Consider the following 16,143-nt stretch of genomic DNA (forward strand, 5'->3'; position numbering starts at 1 on the left):
TCGCTTCTTTCCCACGCTCTCCATGATGCTGGACATCCTCCCGGAGCCCTACCGGCTCCTGATCTCGGATGTCCGTCAAAACGGGGCAGGCCCAGAGTCGTCTTCGCAGAATATGTCGAACCCGGCCCCCATGTAGGCCCTTGTGAGTTCGTCGGCAGCCTTGTCGAGGTTGCCCTTTTCGTAGTACAGCTGCCCGAGGCGTAGGTGTATGAATGGATTGCCCAGTCCCCCTGGCATTGAACGGCCTGGAAGAACGCATCGAATGCTTCGTCGTAGAGGCCGTGATGGAATGAGGCGTCGCCGATCGCCACATAGAGCCAGGCCGCCGCCGTCCACTGGTTAGGGTTGTCCGGCAGGAGCGGGAGCGCCTGAAGGTACGCCTGCTTCGCCTCGGCGTATCGGCCGGCCTTCGCGAGCGCATCCCCTTCCCGGGAGAGCGCGGTCACCTTCTCGTTGACGTCGTCGGGCAGTTCCAACGCGGTCAGTCCTTCCGTCGCCTCGTGATCGTCCATCAGCAGCTTCCCGATCACCAGCTCAGGGTAACGACCACGTCGATCCCATCGCCGGCCACCAACAGCAAGCCATCGCCCCTTGCCGCGTCGAGGGCGTTGATGGTCTTGCAGACGGTGACGCACCGCTGGTGCTCAGATCAGGATCTTGATCCGCTAGGCCTGAAACGGTCCGGCCTCGGCGAGGAACACGGCCATCGCGTCCCGAAGATTCGCGGCAGGACGGTGCTTGTTCCGCTGCCTCCCCCGCGGTCGCTCGTGCGATCGAGCACGCCACAGAAAGCCGCGAACACCGACCGATCCTGCGCAACACGCTCGGTCGGCGGATGGACCGGCACCCCACGACCTGTCGACTTCAGCAGCTGTCCGAGACAGCCGGAATCCGGATGCCCCGAATGCACCCGCACATGCTGCGCCCCACGTTGGTCACCACCATGCTGCGCGGCAGCCAGCCTCCGTGACGTGCAGATCGCCGCCCGGCACGCCGACCCCAAGACCACGGTGCGCTACGGCCAGGCCCGTAAGAACCTCGACCGGCACCCCAACTACATCCTCGCCGCCTACACGGCGTCCGGCACCTGAACGCAGAGGCCGCCAGTCGGCGGGCCAGTACCCGGACTGGCGGACCTCGTCAGGTCACCCGCATCCCGGCACCCGCTGACAACGTCTGCTCCATCGCCGGGACCAACCCCCCGTACGCGGACATGCCGAGAAGAGTGCGTTCCAAAAGGGCTCGCCTTCCCGAGGATCCGCCCGGTACGGTCCGCCTGTGGCGCTCACAGATCTACGGCATGGGTTTCGTGACGATGGTCAACGGCAGGAAGTCCAAGCCCTGGTGATGGACTGCCTCGCTGATGACCGCGAGCAGGAGGAATGCCGCGTCCTGATGAAGTTCTGGTGGCAACTCTCCATGACATATCAGGAAGTGACTGAGGCTGACCTGGATCGCCATGTCAGGCCGGTCAAACGCGAAGCCGTGCAGAGACTCATCCACGCGATCAGGAGCTCACCGGACGCGATCGATGCATGGATCGTCGCCACCGCCCGAGAGTTCTCGGTCGTTCAGGATCGCGGCTACGAGGCTCAACGTTCGCGTACGGAGCGTGCGTCGCGGGCTTCGCGGGCTTCGCGGGCTTCGCGGGCTTCGCGTGCGGAGGATGAAATCTCAGCGGATCTGGCCCTGGCCGGGATCGAGTTCCTCGAACGGATCACGACAGAGGTCTCGTACCCGCTGCCTGGCTCCGGTGCGGGACCCGCCTCCTGCCGGCCGGAGGACGGCCGATTCGACTCCACGCCCGACGAGGTGGTCCACATCGATGCCCCGGACATGCCGGCCAAGGTGAACGCCGGCTGGTGGCGTATGGCCCAAGCGTTCGGACTTTTCGATGAGAAACGCGAGTTCCTCCTCAGCGTCGACTACCGCAGCCCCGAATCCGCCGAGTCCGATTCCTGCTGGGTACGTGTCCGGCTGGCCGATGAATGGGACCTGGCCGGCAGCGGGTCAACAACACTTCGGAGCCACTTCGCCAGGGTCATGACCGAACGCTTCGTTCCCGAGTTCACCATGCTGTCACTCGACCAGAAAATGTTGCTGAACACGACGGTCTGGGGCAATGCGACCGTAAGCACCATCGTCATCCGCCCCGATCGACTTGGATGACCCGCTGCTCAGCGAATCCACTCTTCTGGCACCCCTCTGTGTCAAGAGGCCGCAGCGAGGTCTGTTCTAAGGTGGGGTTCGGGGGGTCCGGGAAGTGACTTCTCCGAAGTGCCGATTATGGGGTTGAGGTCGGCCGCGCTGGATTGCAGAGTCGCCCCAACGTGTCCTCCCGGACCGGGCTCATGCTTCTCAAAGACAACTACAAGCTATGGGCCACCATTCCGGTAGAGTTGTAAGCATGGCTAACGAAAGGTCATTGATAGATTTCATCCCTCTGTCGGCAGGGGCAGGAGTGCCTCCGTGGCTCTCGGAGAAGCTTCGAAACCCGGGCGTGCCGAAAACCTTCATGGAGGGCATATTCGAGGCTGCGGACTCGGCGCGAGTAATGTCGCCCGACCATCCCAATCTGGTGCTAATCGGATATTCCCCCGGATACCGAGGTGTGTTCTGCGTGGATCTCGGCACGTCCGCCTTGATGCTTATTCAGGAGCGCGGTGAGACGACGCTAGTGAATTCCAGTCTCGACCACTTCTGCCGATGTATTCAAGCCGTGGAAGCGCTATGGGAACCGGAACTCTGGATTGAACCGGAGGACAATCATCGTGCTGAGGACAGGATGCTGCTCGCAATCAAGGCAATCGATCGAGCTGCCATCTGTGATGTAGAGGGGTTATGGGAGAGTTTCTGCGCTGACATCGGACAAGGAGATTACAATCTGACTTGAAGTGGTCGACCCGGCCATGAGGCGCTAGACCTGCAGGGTTAAGCCGGGCAAAGTTAGTGTGCGAACTGTTGGTTCAGGGGCGCACGGGCGCTGGAATGCCGAGGTCCGAGCGTGCGTGAGACCTACTAGCTCTGCCGCCGACCGCGGCGATTACCGACCAGGCCGTCAGGGGTACGAGGGCGGCGAGAACTGTAAGCGCCCATCCCGTTGTCGCCTCGCGGGCTGTCGATCCGGTCACGACGCTCCACCCCGCTGCGAACAGACCGAGGAGCACTAGCGTGAACCCGAAGGCCACCACCCATCGCAGCCGCCCGACAACCTTGCCGACCACTATCGCGGGCAGAAGCACCAGCACGGTCAAGGCGCCGCCGACCGCCGCCGCGATGAGCATAAGGAAAGGGCCCGCTAAGGGGCCACCCGAATCGGCGCCGGCGGCCACGGCGAAGACGAGGAGCCCTACGCAACTCAGGACACCCTCAGCGCAGAACACCAACCACGCCGCAACGGCCCCCGCCAGGTGCCGGGCTATGTTGCGATACATCGCCACCCCCTACAACGACTCACAAGCCAGAAGTGGCAGCGACTGCGGCGCGCCTGTCCGGCGTGAAGCTGAACAAGCATGATCATCCTCCTCCCGACGATGATCAAGGCTGTCGCCCCGCCCACCTTCACGGAACCTCCATGCCACGATGCTCGCGCTAGCGAGACACACTCCTTTAGCCGATGTGCGGACGGCTGACTGCGGACGGTGAAGGGGCAGTCCCCTATCGTTCGGACTGCACGCGGATCGAGCTGGCCAGAATGGGTTACCGGGTCGGAAGGAAAACATGAACTACGTTGCGACCGGGCAGTACCCCATGGGTGACGAAAGCCGCAAGAACAATGAGGTCTTCAGGACTCAGCTGACGCGGGCCCGGGTTTACATCAACTTCCACGAGGAGTACTACGAACCGAAGCGGGATTGTGGATGCGCGTGACGTTGCGACGTCTGACGGCCGCCGGGTCGGTTGTCCTGGCCGGGCTTCTCGTGGCGGCCGGCTGTGGTTCGCCGGACGTCAGGGCCAGCCGCGACCTGGGGGACGAGGTGAAGGTCGACGGCTACCGCCGGGCGGCGGACTACGCGAAGGGCAACACGACGGAGGTCTCCTTCGTGGGGCCGGCCGGCGTGAACCTCGAGACCGCCGTGTCCGTCACCGGATGGTCGCCCGGGCCGCCGCCCGAGGGGTTCCCGGACACGCCTGCCTTCGAGTGGGTCCTCCACGGCTCAGCCCGGTCCGGGGACCGCGACTGCGTCGCGCTGGTCAAGAAGTTGCGACGCGGGAAGGAGCAGTTCGCCAGGGGCCTGAGTTCGCAGGAGATGCAAGATCTCACAGCCGGGCAGCTGGACTACGTGGAGATCTCATTCGTCTGCAACCCAGGGGCGTAGGGGTGGTGGTCGCTGCTATGGCCACTTGGTCGGCTTTCGAGCGCGATGAAGCTTTGCTGGCTCGGGTGCTGCTGGTGCGGCGTCGGCTGGGTCGGTGCCCATGTTGGCCTTGTTTTCTCGATGTTCTCAGCGAAGTCTTGGAATGCCGGGTTGAGGTCGGCGAATTCCCGAACCCTCGCGTTCATGTTGTGGGTGCCTTTCGCCGTCATGGTGTCTACGATGCGGCCGGCGATCTCGTTCCGTTTGGATTACTCAATGCGTCACATGCAAGGTTTCCGCGCCGACCAGACGTTCGAGGCTTCGTGCAAGGTCGCTTCCTGCGACGCTTTCTGAGATTTGACGCCACGTAACAGCAACGCTTTGAGAAGAGCCAAAGACGGCGTCCTTATCTGCCGCTGATGGTGAGTGTCGTCGGATAGCGACCGCCTCGGTTCCACCCTTCTGTGCGGTCGGCTTCGGATCGGTTTCCGCGGAGTTCACGTGCGCTGAAATGGCTTGCGCAGCGTCTGGTGATCAGTCGCCGTTGAAGACAAGTCGCCTGTGGCGCGGTCGACGCGGTGCCGGCACGAGCAGCTCCGCCAAGGTGATGAGCTGACTAATTGCCTCATGCAGATTTTGGTCGTCCGTCATGGCCGTGAGCTGCTCCAGTTCGGCGATGAGCATGACAGCCTGACGGGGATTGAAGGTCGTGTCGTCGTACTCATCAACCCCGGCCAAGAGCGGGTAGCGAGCCACATCGGACGACGTGGCCTCTAGTACAGCTTCCACATAGCGGCCACCGTCTTTGACGATTTGCCCAGAGTATTCGACGACCCGCACGCTGATGCCCACGGTCAGCAGTATGCCGAACGCCCACTCCTGGCTCTGCCGGAAACACGCTCATCTGGCACCCCTCTGTGTCAAGAGGTGGTGAGAAGCGATGTTCTAGGCTGGGATTCGGCGGGTCCAGGAAGTGACTTGTCCGAAGTGTCGGCCCAGGGGTTCGGGTCGGCCGCGCTGGATTGCAGAGTCGCCCCCAGATGTCCTCCTGTGCCCGTCCTGAGCCGCTTCGCGCCGAGCAGGCGAGCGGAGCCGGATGGGCCGATCCCGGTGAGCTCCTGCAGGGTGCTGCCTGTTGTCTGGACCAGTTCGGTGAGCTCGTCGTCGGCGACCTTGATCTTCTTGTCGAGAACGGCGAGTTCGTGGATCAGCTCCGAGGCCAGCCAGCGGCGGGTCTTGCCGACCACGTCGCGCGGTCGGACGGTGTTGAGCAAGGCGCGGGCCTGCTGGGTGCTCAGGAACTTCTTCGCCCCGCCGGGGACCAGCTCGAGCAGCAGGTGATGCAGGCGGCTGACGGTTTCCGTGCGGGTCCGGCCGAGCAGTTCCCGGCGATCGACGAGCAGTCGCAACGCGACGGTGGTGTCGTCGATGGCGACCTGGCGCAGGTTGTCGGTGCGCAATGCGGCCACGGCAACGCTGTGCGCGTCGACCGGGTCGGTTTTGCGGCCTTGACCGGTGGCGAACACGCGGGCTCGGGCGGACAACTTGGCGGGCACGTCGAGGACGGTTTCGCCGTCGGCGACCAGGCGCTGGGCGACGTGCCGGCCGATGCCGCTGCAGCCTTCGACCGCCCAGACGCGGTCGGTGTGCTTGCGGCCGGCGGCGAGCATCGCCTGGTAGCCATCGCGGTCGGTGCCGAACCGGCCTTTCCCGACGGGCTTCTCGCGGTGGTTCATGATCTCGATGGTCGCGGACCGCTTGTGCGGATCCACACCGATGACGACTCGGGCCATGTCGTTTCCTTCCCGGTTCCGACGAATGCGTCGGCGGGAGGGCAACGCTACTTCGAGCTGGGCAGTCCCCTCTTGAGCCTCTCCGCGCCGCGGTAACCGGCAGACCGCACGCCAAATGAGAGTCACACCAAACCGCGGTGGACAGCCGCAATCAGAGCGTTCTGCCGGTCACCTCGACCAAGCCTGGCCGGGCTGCGGTCGTACGACCAGTAAATAAGTAGCCGCTGACAATGCGCGGCGGGATGGCGAAGCGCCGTCACACGATGTGATGCGCACGTGAGTTTTACTGGTATATGCCGGGCGCCCATCGGTGTATGCAGGACCGGGCAGCGGCACCCGTGGCCGGGGTTTGTTCCTGGCCCGGCAGCATCGGGAGCAGTCCCCGCCGGCGTCCAAATCACCGTGACGATGCCCCTGCCGCAACCAGAAGCGCGACGAACGGCGGTGCCCCGGACTCTCTCAGGCTCCATCGATCTGTCGTCGGCTCTGTACCAATGGCACGGGCTCGTCGATCAAGACCGGGTTGCCTTCCATCGACAGGGCGCCGTCGTGCCGCGTGTATCGCTGGACCAGCAGGACGCCCCGGTCGTGGCCGATCTGGTAGCCCTCGACGAAGACCGCCTCACTGCGCCGGCCTTCGTGTGTGTAGTAGCCGTCCCATGCCAGCGCCACACAGGTGACGTCGTGCTCAACCACACGCAGCGCCGTACGCCCGGCGGCAAGACATTCCTGCAGATTCGCCCCCTCCCCAGCCAGGAACCTCGTCAAGCCGCGGCCCTTCGGGCTGTCCGAGAATGCGAAGGGCGTGAAGCCCTCGTCCGAGAGCCCGGCATTTTCCACCGCATAGTCCAGCGCGGCGAAGATCAAGTCTGCACTCGCTGGGCTCATCTCGTCCAACACGGTCATCGCACGATTCTCCCAGATGATGATCGTCCGACACTCATGTCCTTGGACGGAGCGGCTCGAGCCTGCCAATCAACCATCGAGGTATCTGGCACGCAGGCATCAGAAGCGCTCCCGTGAGGTCTGGGTTGACAGCTTCTCAATTAAGGTCAGCGGACACCCAGGGATTATGCCGACGCATCCCACCGACGGCATCCGGATCTGCCGCAGACAAAGCGCGCCGGGCTGCCGGACTCGAACCGGCTCATACCTTTCGGTCGACAGCACCGGAGTGCTGGCGCGGAGTTTCCCACCCACCTTTGCCCGGCGCACCTCACCAGGATAGTTGCCGGCCAGTCAGGCTACCGCGGCGACGATCTGTGGGTCGAGCAGCCAGGCGATGCCCTCGTTGACGCCGGCGTAGAGGGTGAAGAGTCGCGGGACTGCGCCGGCCTCTGCGAGCAGGTCGTTGATGATCGCGAGGGGCCGGATGGTTGCCAGCTCCCGATGGCGGTCCGTTCGCACGTCTTCCGGTCTCCAGACGACACAGGGGCGTTCGCTGATCGCGACGACGTACTCGCGGTCGGTGTCGTCGGCCATCGGGAGACTCACGTCTTCGAGTCGTAGGTCAACGCCGTGTGGGCGGACGGCGGGGGCCAGTACCGCCAGCTCGCGCACCACGCCACCCTCGGCAAGGTCTTCGCCGTCGACCCCGAACCAGTCGACGTCCTTCAACTCGTTATGCAGCCGGAACGGGTACTCGCCTGATGCGACTCTCGTCTCGGCTTCCGCGGCGCGGTCCTCGGTGAGGCGCTGCCTCATACCCAGTGCCCGGAGCGTCCGCGCCAGCTCGGACCATCGATCATCCACGGCGTCATCATGGCGTGACCGAATAGTCCAGGAGGGCGACGGCTGTCCGTTACCGCGGCCCGCCGTCTGCCTTGCGGCGCCCGTTGCCAGCCCTTCCTCGGCGCCGTTGCCGCGCTATCCCGAACCCGAGTCGGCGCGACGGTGGCTGCGACTGTCCCACCGGCCCGGCAGACGACCGCCGCGTTGCCTCCTCGGCGGCCGGACAGCCTCGACAACAGCACCTCGGTGGGTTCGCTGCCCAGCTGGGCCGGACACCGGGCGGGCAACCGGTCCGGCGGCTCGGTCATCGGCCGGGCATCGCTGTCCAGGCGCGCAGGTGGAACGCCGCCCACGTGCGGTAGGGGCGCCAGGCCTGCGACACCTGGTCGCGGCTGGCGGTGGAGCTGTAGTGGGTGGTGACCTCGGCCGCGAAGCGGGGCTCGTGCCGCGGGACGGCGTCGGGATGGTTGGCGCCGCGCAGGACCACCAACTCGGCGCCGAACGGGCCCAGACCGGTGATCTCGCGGACGGCGGCGATGGCCGCGGCGGCGTCCATCGCGCGCAGGTGGTCGCCGTCGAGGCGGCCGTCCAGGGCGGCCTCGGCCACCGCGTGCAGATATTCGGTTTTTCGGCCGAACAGGTCGAGGTCGAGGGTGCGGAGTTTCTGGGGCGCGGGGAAGGCGCCGTCCTCCAGCAACGCGGTGCGCTGCCGGGCCGCCTGCGTTCGGCGTACGCGCTGGGTCAGCACCGCCCACGCGGCCGCCTCGTACGGGGAAAGGAAACCGCACGGCCGCAGGCCGGGCATGTCCTTCTGCGCCTTGGCGATGACCGGGTCGCGGTCGCCGACGGACGGCCAGCCGCGGGCGTCGACGTCGAGGGACAGGAACCGGACGACCTGAGCGGTGGCGGCGTCCAGGTCGCCCGGGCCTTCGACGGTGATGTGGGCGGACGGGCCGTCCTGGCGGACGGTCGCGGTGGCCACGGTCCAGTCGTGTTCGGCTCGGAAGACGGTGCGCAGGGTGGCGCCTTCCGGCTGGTCGCGCAGGGCGGCGGGCGCGAAGCCCTCCCAGAATTGGCGGCAGACGGCCAAGGACCAAGGGCCCTGCACATTGTGTACGGATGTGAGCTGCACCATGTCAGGCCTTGTCGTGGATGGTGACGGCGTAGCCGTCGGGGTCGCGGAACGTGAACGTACGCCCGAACGGGCCGTCGACGGGGTCGCTGACGATCGGCACGCCGGCCGCGGCGAGGTCGTCGTGCAGGGACTGGGCGTCGTCGGCGAGCAGCCACAGGGCCACGCCGTCGCCCGGCCAGGTGAGGGTGGTGCCGGGGAGCACGTCGCGCACCGCGAACGGGACGGGGCTGGTGGCGAAGACGACGGCGTGCGGCGGGCCGGGGGCAGGGCGCAGGCCGAGGCGGGTCTCGTAGAAGGAGGCGGCGGCTTCGAGGTCGCGTACCTGCAGGGAAATGAAGTCGGGTCCGACGACGGGCATGGGGACATCCTCTCGGTTCAGCATGTCAGGAGACTGACATGTTGGAGAGTATGTCAGGATGCTGACATGACGCAAGGCGTGGGAGACCTCGACCGCTCGATCGGCTACGCCCTGAAGCAGGCCGCGACGGCCCTGCGGACGGCGATGGAGACGGCCCTGCGGCCGCTGGGGCTGACGGTGTCGCAGTACTCGTGCCTGGAAGTGCTGGGTCAGCGGCCCGGGGTGTCGGCGTCCGAGCTGGCCCGCGGCGTGTTCGTCACCCGGCAGTCGATGCACGCACTCCTGCTGGGCCTGGAGGAGCGCGGGCTGCTGGAGCGGGCCGCCGCGGCGCCGCACGGCCGGGCCCTGCCGACCCAGCTGACCGCCGCCGGCCGCGCGACGCTGGCCGAGGCGAGCGGCATCGTCGCCGGGGTCGAGCGGCGGATGACAGTGGCCTTCGACAGCGCGGCGCTCGAGCGCCTGCGAGCGGATCTCGCCGCCTGCGTGAACGCCCTCAGCGATCACGCCGAGCCGTGACGCCGGCCAGGATCAGGTCGATGCCGGCCAGGAACTGCTCGCGGTCGTCGTGGGCCGGCAGCTGGCCGGCGACCGAGCGGATGAACGGGAACTCGGCCGCGTCCAGGTTCGCCCAGCCGGAGGCGACGGCGCCCAGGAACTCGGGCCGGTTCGTGCCCGGCTCCACCGCGCGGGCCAGCGCCGCGTTCTGCCCGGCCACGCCCAGGATGTAGTTGAGCAGGGCCGAGGCCCAGGTGAACTGGTCGGCCGCGGGCACGCCGAGCGCCTGGATCTGCTGCCCGAGGCGTTCGAAGACGCGCAGCATGGCGGGCTGGATCGGCACCCGGGACAGCTGGGCGCCGGCCCACGGGTGCTCGTCGATCGCGTCGAAGACTCCCCCGGCCAGCGCGCGGATCGCGTCCTCGGGGGTGCGCTCGGCCACCTCGGCCGCGATCGCGCCGGCCAGCACCTCGCCGGTGGCCGCGGCGAGCAGTTCGTCCTTGTTCGCCACGTGCCAGTAGATGGCGCCGGCCCCGGTCCGCAGGTGCGCCGCGAGCGCCCGGAAGGTCAGCCCGCTCTCGCCGCCCTCGTCGAGCATCGCGATCGCCGCGCCGACGATGCGCTCGGCCGACAGCGCGCCATCTGTGTTCCGCGTCCTAGTTGCCATGCACCCATCTTGACATACCTGGAACGCCGTTCCAGGCTGGGTGTGGAACAACGTTCCAGAGAGAGGACAAGTCATGATCACGATCATCGGCGCCGGGCTCGGCGGCCTCACCCTCGCCCGCGTCCTGCACGTCCACGGCATCGCCGCCACCGTCTACGAGGCCGACGCCTCACCCGCCGCCCGCACCCAGGGCGGCCAGCTCGACATCCACGAACACAACGGCCAGCGGGCTTTGACGGACGCCGGCCTGTACGAGCGGTTCCGCACCCTGATCCACGCCGGTGCCGAGGCGACACGCGTCCTCGCCCACGACGGCACCGTGCTGCTCGACCAGCCCGACGACGGCACCGGCCACCGCCCCGAGATCCTTCGCGGCGACCTGCGGCAGATGCTGCTCGACTCCCTGCCCGAGGGCACGGTGCGCTGGGGCCACAAGGTCACCGCGGTCCGCCCGCTCGGCGACGGCCAGCACGAGGTGACCTTCGCCGACGGCTCCACCGTCGTCGCCGGGTTGCTGGTCGGCGCGGACGGGGCCTGGTCCCGCGTACGGCCGCTGCTCTCCGAGGCGAAGCCCGAGTACTACGGCACCTCGTTCGTCGAGACCTACCTGTACGACGCCGACGAGCGCCACCCGGCCGCGGCCAAGGCGGTCGGCGAGGGCGCCCTGCTGGCCCCCGAACCGGGCCGGGGCATCCAGGCCCACCGCGAGGCCAACGGCGTCCTGCACACGTACGTGTCACTGGCCCGCCCGCAGGAGTGGTTCGCAACGATCGACTTCACCGACACCGCCGCCGCGACCGCCCGCATCGCCGCCGAGTTCGCCGGCTGGGCCCCGGAACTCACCGCCCTGATCACCGACGGCGAGACCGCACCGGTGCTGCGTCCCATCTTCGCCTTGCCGGCCGGCCACCGCTGGCCCCGAACCCCCGGCGTGACCCTGCTGGGCGACGCCGCCCACCTGTCCCCGCCCAACGGCGAGGGAGCCAACCTGGCCATGTTCGACGGCGCCGAACTGGCCAAGGCGATCGCCGCTCACCCGGACGACCTCGAGGCCGCCCTGACCGATTACGAAACCGCCCTCTTCCCCCGAGCCGAGGCCGAGGCCATCGAAGCCGCCCGCGACTTCGACCTGGTCACCGGCGCCGGCACCCCCAGCAGCCTGGTCGATCTGTTCAGCGCGCCCCAACCGTCGTGAGCCGGCGGGTCACCCTCATCACCCCGGCCCGCTTCACCCCGGCCTGCTTCACCCCGGCCCGCTTCACCCCGGCCCGCGAGCTCGGGGTGAAGCGGGCTTTCACGCCTCAGGAGGTAGTCCGGAAAACGTCGCAGGTGCCCGATCCGGCGCCTTGGTAATTGTCGTTACCCAGCGTCCCGCCCTGGAAATTGGTGAAGTTTTTCCAGTGCCATTCTTCCCCGGTCTTCACATAATAGTCACCGATGAACGCCCAGTGGAATCCGTCGTTCTGCCACGCGATCATCCATACGTAAGGATTGCCATGGACGCCACACAGGCCGGATGAATCCGTGTACCACCAGAACAACGCGACGCTGTTGCCGTTGTAAAGGGTCTTGATCGCACCGGTCTTTTGATCCCGCACCTGAACTCCCCCGGCCGGAGCCGAGGTGATGACCGTGCAGACCTCACTCGCGCTGCTGAACGGCTTGCACTCCTACAGCTCCGGAGTGGCCGCACTCGCCGCCCGCGGTGCCATCACCATCGACACCAGCGCCACCAGCACAATGGTCAGGAATTGGACAGATAGTCGCCATCGTGGTTTCATTCCCACTCCCCCGTGTGAATTTCCCTCAAGCTAGCAGCATGGTGAGCGAGATCACAAGGCCGGAAAACCGGTCAGAATATCGATCGTTTCCGCCGCGGGGGAAACGAACCCCGGCACCCGCTTTTCCGGCCGCGTCCGCGAGACCCGCGATAAAGAACGGCGCCCCTTCGGCGTTTCAGGACAGGAGCTTGAGCAGTTCCTCGCGGTCGGTCAGGACCTCGCGCAGGATGCGGCGGCCGGCGGCGAGCAGGTCGGCTACGGCGGGGGTGCTCAGGGCGTACATCACCAAGCCCTTGTCTCGGAAGGAGACCACCACGCCGGCGCGGCGGAGGACCGCCAGCTGCTGGGAGAGGGCCGAGGCCTCGACGTCGATCTCGGACAGCAGGTCGCGGACCGGGCTCGGGCCGTTCTGGAGCAGTTCGAGGACGCGGATGCGGACCGGATGCCCGAGGACCCGGAACATCTCCGCCTTCGCCTGATACAGCGGTACCGACACGCGCACTCCATGAAGACCCGAATTGCAAACAACTGCAACTTCCCCGGCGTACGGGATGAGCCTCGTCTCACAGCGCGGGGCGAGCCGGACAGTGAGTGCGACGAGACATCGAAAAGGTCGGACATCATCGGGTCAGGCGACGACACTGTGGAGGGTCGACATGGCGGAGATGGACGTGGCGCTCAAGGACGCGCTGCAGGTCAGCGGGGCGATTGCGGCGGCCGTCGTCGATCACGGCAGCGGGATGGCGCTCGGCACGGCGGGCGGTGGGCACGATTTGGACGTGTCCGTGGCGGCCGCGGCCAACACCGAGGTGCTGCGGGCGAAGCTGCGCACGATGGACATGCTCGGCATCCGCGAGCGGATCGAGGACATCCTCGTCACCCTGGACTCGCAGTATCACCTGCTGCGGCCGGTGACCGGGCGCAACGGGCAGGGCCTGTTCATCTATCTGGTGCTGCGGCGGGACAACGCCAACCTGGCGATGGCCCGCCACAAGCTCCGGATCATCGAGCAGACGCTGGAAGTCTAGGCAGCGGAGGGTACGCGGTTCCGAGCTCGGAGAACACGGCCGCGTTGAGGCGGAACGCCAGCTGGGCCTCGTCGATCGTGGTGGCGGCCTGCTCGCCGGTGAAGGGCAGCGCGTCCAGCCGGGCCCGGTACGCGATCTTGTACGTACGGGTGTCCTCGATGCCGTCGAACGAGTAGAACCGCGTGCCGGCGCGGCCCAGGGCGTACGTCTGGGCCACGGACCGGCCGACGAGCTGGCCGCCGCTGAGGTCGCCCAGGTAGCGCACGTAGTGGTGGGCGATGAAGTGCGGTGCGCTGTCATGCGCGAACGACCGTAGACGCTCGACGTACCGCACGGTCGCGCCGGCCGGCACGATGTCCGCTTCCCAACTCGGTCCGTACAGGTGGGCCAGGTCGGCCTCGAGGGTCTTGACCCGGAACAGCGCCGGATCGGCGAACGCGCGGCCGTGCTCGTTCGTCCGCATGGCCTCGGCGGCCGCTTCCAGCTCGCGGTAGATGAACAGGTACTGCGCGGTGAGTGCCGCGAAACCCTCGCGGGACACCGATCCGGCCATCAGCCGCGAGATGAAGCTGCGGTTCTCGGCCTCACGGTGCTCGACCATGGTGGCGCGGCGCAGACGGGTGGCGAAATCGCTCATGAGGTCACGTCCTTGGCGAGTGGGGTGGGCCGGCGGCGACGGCCGCGGGCGAAACGGAAGACCAGGTAGAGCAGGGCGGCGCCGAGGACGGCGAGCAGCGCCCACGGCCACGCCCACACGTTCGTGCTGCGGGCCACGGCCGGAAGTCTCTCGGCGAAATACAGCGGCTGTACGTCGACGTCGGCCGCCAGGCGCACGGTGGGCTGCACGCCGGTGATCTTCTCGGTGATGGTGATGGAGCCGCCGGGCAGCAACTCCGGGATGTCCATGGCGCCGGTCTGCGCGAGCTTCCAGCCGAACGGACCGGTCACCTTCACCGAGCCGGTGCCGCTCAGCCGCAGGTTCCCCGCGTTACGCACGAGGTAGCGCACGGTCATCGAGCCGCCGTCGGCCGGGTTGGCCGACTGGCTGTACTCCATCCGGACGTTGTCGATGGTCAGCTTCGGCGCGGCCGCCCCGGCCACGGTCAGGTAGACGCGGGCGGCCACGCGCTGGTCGACCAGCACCTTCTGGCCGTTGGCCCCGGTCGTCTCCTGGGCGATGGAGGTGACCACCCCGCCGGCGTGGTCGCCGGGGGTCGCGTTGGCCGGCACGCTGACCGAGAAGGGCACGTCGAGCCGGGTGTTGGCCGGCACCGTGTACTTGGCCGCGGCCAGGCCGATCCAGGAGCCGACGTCGGTGGGCTTCTGGGCGGCGGCCAGCAGCGAGAACGAGCCGTCCTCAGTGGTGAAGGCGTCCGTCCCGTACACATTGAAGGTCAGGGGTTCGGCGGTCAGGTTGGTGATGCCGACGTAGTCGGTGAGCCGCTCGCCGGGCGCGGCCCGCCGGACGATGTAGTCGCGGCCGTCCGGGCCTTTCGCGGTGGAGGGCTGCACCGACCAGCGCACCCCGTCTTTGTCGAGAGCCGCCTGCGCCGGGGCCGGGGCCAGCACAAACAGAAGAATCGCGGCCAGTGCGCCTCGGACGATCATGTTGCTCCTTACGATGTACCAAGCCGGCCGGGGATAATTTCGGTATCCCCGGCCGGTCTCAGGCCCCGCCTCGATCGAAGATCAGGCGAGCGTCAGGGTGAGCACGGCGCTGTACTCACCGGCCGCGCTGGACTCGGGGACTCCGAGTTGCAGCGCCGCGCCGCAGGTGGAGCTGCCGAGGCTGCTCCCCGTCGCGGCCTTGCACAGGGTGTGGCTGGCGCCCAGGCCGGAACCGGGGGCAGCCGGGCTACCCGGGGTGACCGCGTTCCGCACACCGGCCGCCGCCTTGAGGCTGCTGGTGGCCACGGCCGCGGTCGGCGTCCAACCGAGGTTGTTGGCCGGGATCGTGCCGCCGGCGGCCGACGTGAAGTCGGTCACCTGACCGACCAGGTCCCAGCCGGAGTTGGTGCCGCGCAGGTCGCTGACCGTGACCGCGTTCAGGTTTCCGGTCGCGGACTGGCCCGGCGTCGCCGCCGAGAGGGCCACCTGCGAGCCGGAGGAGGTCAGCGTCAGCGCGCCACCGGTGACCGCCGCCTTGATCGTCTGTGACGCCGAGTTGCCGCCCTGACCCGGGCCGGCCGGATCGGTCGGCTCGGTGGGATCGGTCGGGTCGGTGGGATCGGTCGGGTCGGTCGCCGAGGCGGAGGCCGACGCCGTCACCGGGTCGAGCGCCGTGCCGGCGCCGTAGAAACCGGCGAAGGCGCCGGCGCCCGCGGCGGTCAGGGTGGCGCCCAGGTTCGAGAACTTGACGGCGCCGCCCTCGACCGACGGAGCCGCGGTCACCAGGGTGGCCACCTCGGCCTGCACCAGGTGCTGGTCCGTGGTGCCGTTGTTGGCCTCGAGGTCCACATCGGCCTTCAGCGAGCCGGCGCCGTCGCCGTCCACCACGACGGTGGGGTTGGAGACGGTGATCTTGAACAGGTGGGCCGGGTAGGAGAAGACGACGGTGCCGCCGTACTTCACCTCGGCCGTGCCCGCGGCGGCGTCGTACGTGCCGCCCTTCGCCGCGAACGCGAACGTCCCGTCGGCGTTGCGGACAGCGCCGTTGCTCACCGCGATCGGCGGGTTGCCGTTGCCGGTGGAGACGTACGCCCGGAACGAGGCCTTGAAGCCCCAGTCGAGGGTTCCACCGCCGACCGTGACCGGCGCGGCCAGGGCGGGAGCGGTGGCGGTGAGCGCGGCGGCGGCGCCGACGGTGATCGCACCGGCCCAGAGCGCGACCCGCTTCGGGCCGTGAATTGTGCCCATG

General features: G+C 67.7%; 20 protein-coding genes. 6 read left to right on the forward strand and 14 right to left on the reverse strand.

All coding sequences use genetic code 11. The annotated features are described in order from the left end of the window. On the reverse strand, positions 1–530 hold a 530-nt coding region (locus tag AB0C26_RS40420), incomplete at its 3' end, for a tetratricopeptide repeat protein (protein ID WP_360258957.1). Between the two features lie 748 nt (positions 531–1,278). On the opposite strand from AB0C26_RS40420, the gene AB0C26_RS40425 reads away from it, so the two are divergent. Continuing rightward, positions 1,279–2,169 carry a hypothetical protein gene (locus AB0C26_RS40425; RefSeq protein WP_360258959.1) on the forward strand — a complete coding sequence of 297 codons (891 nt, stop codon included), beginning with the start codon at positions 1,279–1,281 and terminating at the stop codon, positions 2,167–2,169. A 238-nt stretch (positions 2,170–2,407) separates the two neighbouring features. Then, a complete protein-coding gene (locus tag AB0C26_RS40430) occupies positions 2,408–2,893 on the forward strand; it encodes an SUKH-4 family immunity protein (RefSeq protein ID WP_360258962.1) in 486 nt (161 codons plus the stop codon). A gap of 73 nt (positions 2,894–2,966) precedes the next feature. Here the strand turns inward: AB0C26_RS40430 and AB0C26_RS40435 are convergent, their stop codons facing one another. After that, a complete protein-coding gene (locus AB0C26_RS40435) occupies positions 2,967–3,434 on the reverse strand; it encodes a hypothetical protein (RefSeq protein WP_360258965.1) in 468 nt (155 codons plus the stop codon). 432 nt (positions 3,435–3,866) lie between these two features. Between AB0C26_RS40435 and AB0C26_RS40440 the strand changes: the two genes are divergently transcribed. Further along, on the forward strand, positions 3,867–4,319 hold the full coding sequence (locus tag AB0C26_RS40440; protein WP_360258968.1) for a hypothetical protein: 453 nt from the start codon (positions 3,867–3,869) through the stop codon (positions 4,317–4,319). Between the two features lie 513 nt (positions 4,320–4,832). Here AB0C26_RS40440 and AB0C26_RS40445 read toward each other — a convergent pair. The 6 genes from AB0C26_RS40445 to AB0C26_RS40470 form a co-directional block, all read right to left on the reverse strand. Beyond that, the gene (locus AB0C26_RS40445) at positions 4,833–5,150 is read right to left on the reverse strand and encodes a hypothetical protein (protein WP_360258971.1); all 318 of its coding nucleotides are present in this window, start codon (positions 5,148–5,150) and stop codon (positions 4,833–4,835) included. Between the two features lie 68 nt (positions 5,151–5,218). Then, positions 5,219–6,091: a transposase gene (locus AB0C26_RS40450; RefSeq protein WP_360258974.1), complete on the reverse strand. Its 873-nt coding sequence runs from the start codon at positions 6,089–6,091 to the stop codon at positions 5,219–5,221. A gap of 459 nt (positions 6,092–6,550) precedes the next feature. Further along, positions 6,551–6,997: a hypothetical protein gene (locus AB0C26_RS40455; RefSeq protein ID WP_360258977.1), complete on the reverse strand. Its 447-nt coding sequence runs from the start codon at positions 6,995–6,997 to the stop codon at positions 6,551–6,553. A gap of 333 nt (positions 6,998–7,330) precedes the next feature. After that, positions 7,331–7,843, reverse strand: a complete 513-nt coding sequence (locus tag AB0C26_RS40460) for a hypothetical protein (protein ID WP_360258980.1) — start codon at positions 7,841–7,843, stop codon at positions 7,331–7,333. A 283-nt stretch (positions 7,844–8,126) separates the two neighbouring features. After that, positions 8,127–8,957, reverse strand: a complete 831-nt coding sequence (locus AB0C26_RS40465; RefSeq protein ID WP_360258983.1) for a hypothetical protein — start codon at positions 8,955–8,957, stop codon at positions 8,127–8,129. 1 nt (position 8,958) lies between these two features. Continuing rightward, entirely contained in the window at positions 8,959–9,315 is a 357-nt protein-coding gene (locus AB0C26_RS40470) for a VOC family protein (protein ID WP_360258986.1), read from the reverse strand. A 66-nt stretch (positions 9,316–9,381) separates the two neighbouring features. Between AB0C26_RS40470 and AB0C26_RS40475 the strand changes: the two genes are divergently transcribed. Then, positions 9,382–9,831 carry a MarR family transcriptional regulator gene (locus AB0C26_RS40475; protein ID WP_360258989.1) on the forward strand — a complete coding sequence of 150 codons (450 nt, stop codon included), beginning with the start codon at positions 9,382–9,384 and terminating at the stop codon, positions 9,829–9,831. Here the strand turns inward: AB0C26_RS40475 and AB0C26_RS40480 are convergent. Then, positions 9,809–10,477, reverse strand: a complete 669-nt coding sequence (locus tag AB0C26_RS40480) for a TetR family transcriptional regulator (protein ID WP_360258992.1) — start codon at positions 10,475–10,477, stop codon at positions 9,809–9,811. The genes AB0C26_RS40475 and AB0C26_RS40480 overlap by 23 nt on opposite strands. A 73-nt stretch (positions 10,478–10,550) precedes the next feature. Between AB0C26_RS40480 and AB0C26_RS40485 the strand changes: the two genes are divergently transcribed. After that, entirely contained in the window at positions 10,551–11,672 is a 1,122-nt protein-coding gene (locus AB0C26_RS40485; RefSeq protein ID WP_360258995.1) for an NAD(P)/FAD-dependent oxidoreductase, read from the forward strand. A 106-nt stretch (positions 11,673–11,778) separates the two neighbouring features. On the opposite strand, the gene AB0C26_RS40490 is transcribed toward AB0C26_RS40485, so the two are convergent. Together AB0C26_RS40490 and AB0C26_RS40495 are read right to left on the reverse strand one after the other, a co-directional pair. Continuing rightward, a complete protein-coding gene (locus AB0C26_RS40490) occupies positions 11,779–12,075 on the reverse strand; it encodes a hypothetical protein (protein WP_360258997.1) in 297 nt (98 codons plus the stop codon). Between the two features lie 358 nt (positions 12,076–12,433). Beyond that, positions 12,434–12,754, reverse strand: a complete 321-nt coding sequence (locus AB0C26_RS40495) for a metalloregulator ArsR/SmtB family transcription factor (protein WP_360258999.1) — start codon at positions 12,752–12,754, stop codon at positions 12,434–12,436. 160 nt (positions 12,755–12,914) lie between these two features. On the opposite strand from AB0C26_RS40495, the gene AB0C26_RS40500 reads away from it, so the two are divergent. After that, entirely contained in the window at positions 12,915–13,286 is a 372-nt protein-coding gene (locus tag AB0C26_RS40500) for a hypothetical protein (protein ID WP_360259001.1), read from the forward strand. Here AB0C26_RS40500 and AB0C26_RS40505 read toward each other — a convergent pair. The 3 genes from AB0C26_RS40505 to AB0C26_RS40515 all read right to left on the reverse strand — a co-directional run bounded on the left by AB0C26_RS40505 (position 13,261) and on the right by AB0C26_RS40515 (position 16,142). After that, positions 13,261–13,923 carry a biliverdin-producing heme oxygenase gene (locus AB0C26_RS40505; RefSeq protein WP_360259003.1) on the reverse strand — a complete coding sequence of 221 codons (663 nt, stop codon included), beginning with the start codon at positions 13,921–13,923 and terminating at the stop codon, positions 13,261–13,263. The two genes, AB0C26_RS40500 and AB0C26_RS40505, sit on opposite strands and share 26 nt — an antisense overlap. Next, positions 13,920–14,894, reverse strand: coding sequence for a WxL protein peptidoglycan domain-containing protein (locus AB0C26_RS40510; RefSeq protein ID WP_360259005.1), 975 nt, complete (start codon positions 14,892–14,894; stop codon positions 13,920–13,922). The genes AB0C26_RS40505 and AB0C26_RS40510 overlap by 4 nt, the downstream gene beginning before the upstream one ends. An 81-nt stretch (positions 14,895–14,975) precedes the next feature. Continuing rightward, entirely contained in the window at positions 14,976–16,142 is a 1,167-nt protein-coding gene (locus AB0C26_RS40515; RefSeq protein WP_360259007.1) for an HtaA domain-containing protein, read from the reverse strand. Between the last annotated feature and the right edge of the window lies 1 nt (position 16,143).

This window comes from Actinoplanes sp. NPDC048796 (assembly GCF_040650035.1).
Taxonomy (GTDB): domain Bacteria; phylum Actinomycetota; class Actinomycetes; order Mycobacteriales; family Micromonosporaceae; genus Actinoplanes.

Excerpts from the sequence above, each read along its gene's own strand:
- AB0C26_RS40505 (WP_360259003.1), bottom strand. The coding sequence starts at position 13,923 with ATGAGCGATTTCGCCACCCGTCTGCGCCGCGCCACCATGGTCGAGCAC.
- AB0C26_RS40485 (WP_360258995.1), top strand. The coding sequence starts at position 10,551 with ATGATCACGATCATCGGCGCCGGGCTCGGCGGCCTCACCCTCGCCCGC.
- AB0C26_RS40470 (WP_360258986.1), bottom strand. The coding sequence starts at position 9,315 with ATGCCCGTCGTCGGACCCGACTTCATTTCCCTGCAGGTACGCGACCTC.
- AB0C26_RS40465 (WP_360258983.1), bottom strand. The coding sequence starts at position 8,957 with ATGGTGCAGCTCACATCCGTACACAATGTGCAGGGCCCTTGGTCCTTG.
- AB0C26_RS40510 (WP_360259005.1), bottom strand. The coding sequence starts at position 14,894 with ATGATCGTCCGAGGCGCACTGGCCGCGATTCTTCTGTTTGTGCTGGCC.
- AB0C26_RS40480 (WP_360258992.1), bottom strand. The coding sequence starts at position 10,477 with ATGGCAACTAGGACGCGGAACACAGATGGCGCGCTGTCGGCCGAGCGC.
- AB0C26_RS40450 (WP_360258974.1), bottom strand. The coding sequence starts at position 6,091 with ATGGCCCGAGTCGTCATCGGTGTGGATCCGCACAAGCGGTCCGCGACC.
- AB0C26_RS40475 (WP_360258989.1), top strand. The coding sequence starts at position 9,382 with ATGACGCAAGGCGTGGGAGACCTCGACCGCTCGATCGGCTACGCCCTG.
- AB0C26_RS40500 (WP_360259001.1), top strand. The coding sequence starts at position 12,915 with ATGGCGGAGATGGACGTGGCGCTCAAGGACGCGCTGCAGGTCAGCGGG.
- AB0C26_RS40430 (WP_360258962.1), top strand. The coding sequence starts at position 2,408 with ATGGCTAACGAAAGGTCATTGATAGATTTCATCCCTCTGTCGGCAGGG.
- AB0C26_RS40455 (WP_360258977.1), bottom strand. The coding sequence starts at position 6,997 with ATGACCGTGTTGGACGAGATGAGCCCAGCGAGTGCAGACTTGATCTTC.
- AB0C26_RS40435 (WP_360258965.1), bottom strand. The coding sequence starts at position 3,434 with ATGTATCGCAACATAGCCCGGCACCTGGCGGGGGCCGTTGCGGCGTGG.
- AB0C26_RS40515 (WP_360259007.1), bottom strand. The coding sequence starts at position 16,142 with ATGGGCACAATTCACGGCCCGAAGCGGGTCGCGCTCTGGGCCGGTGCG.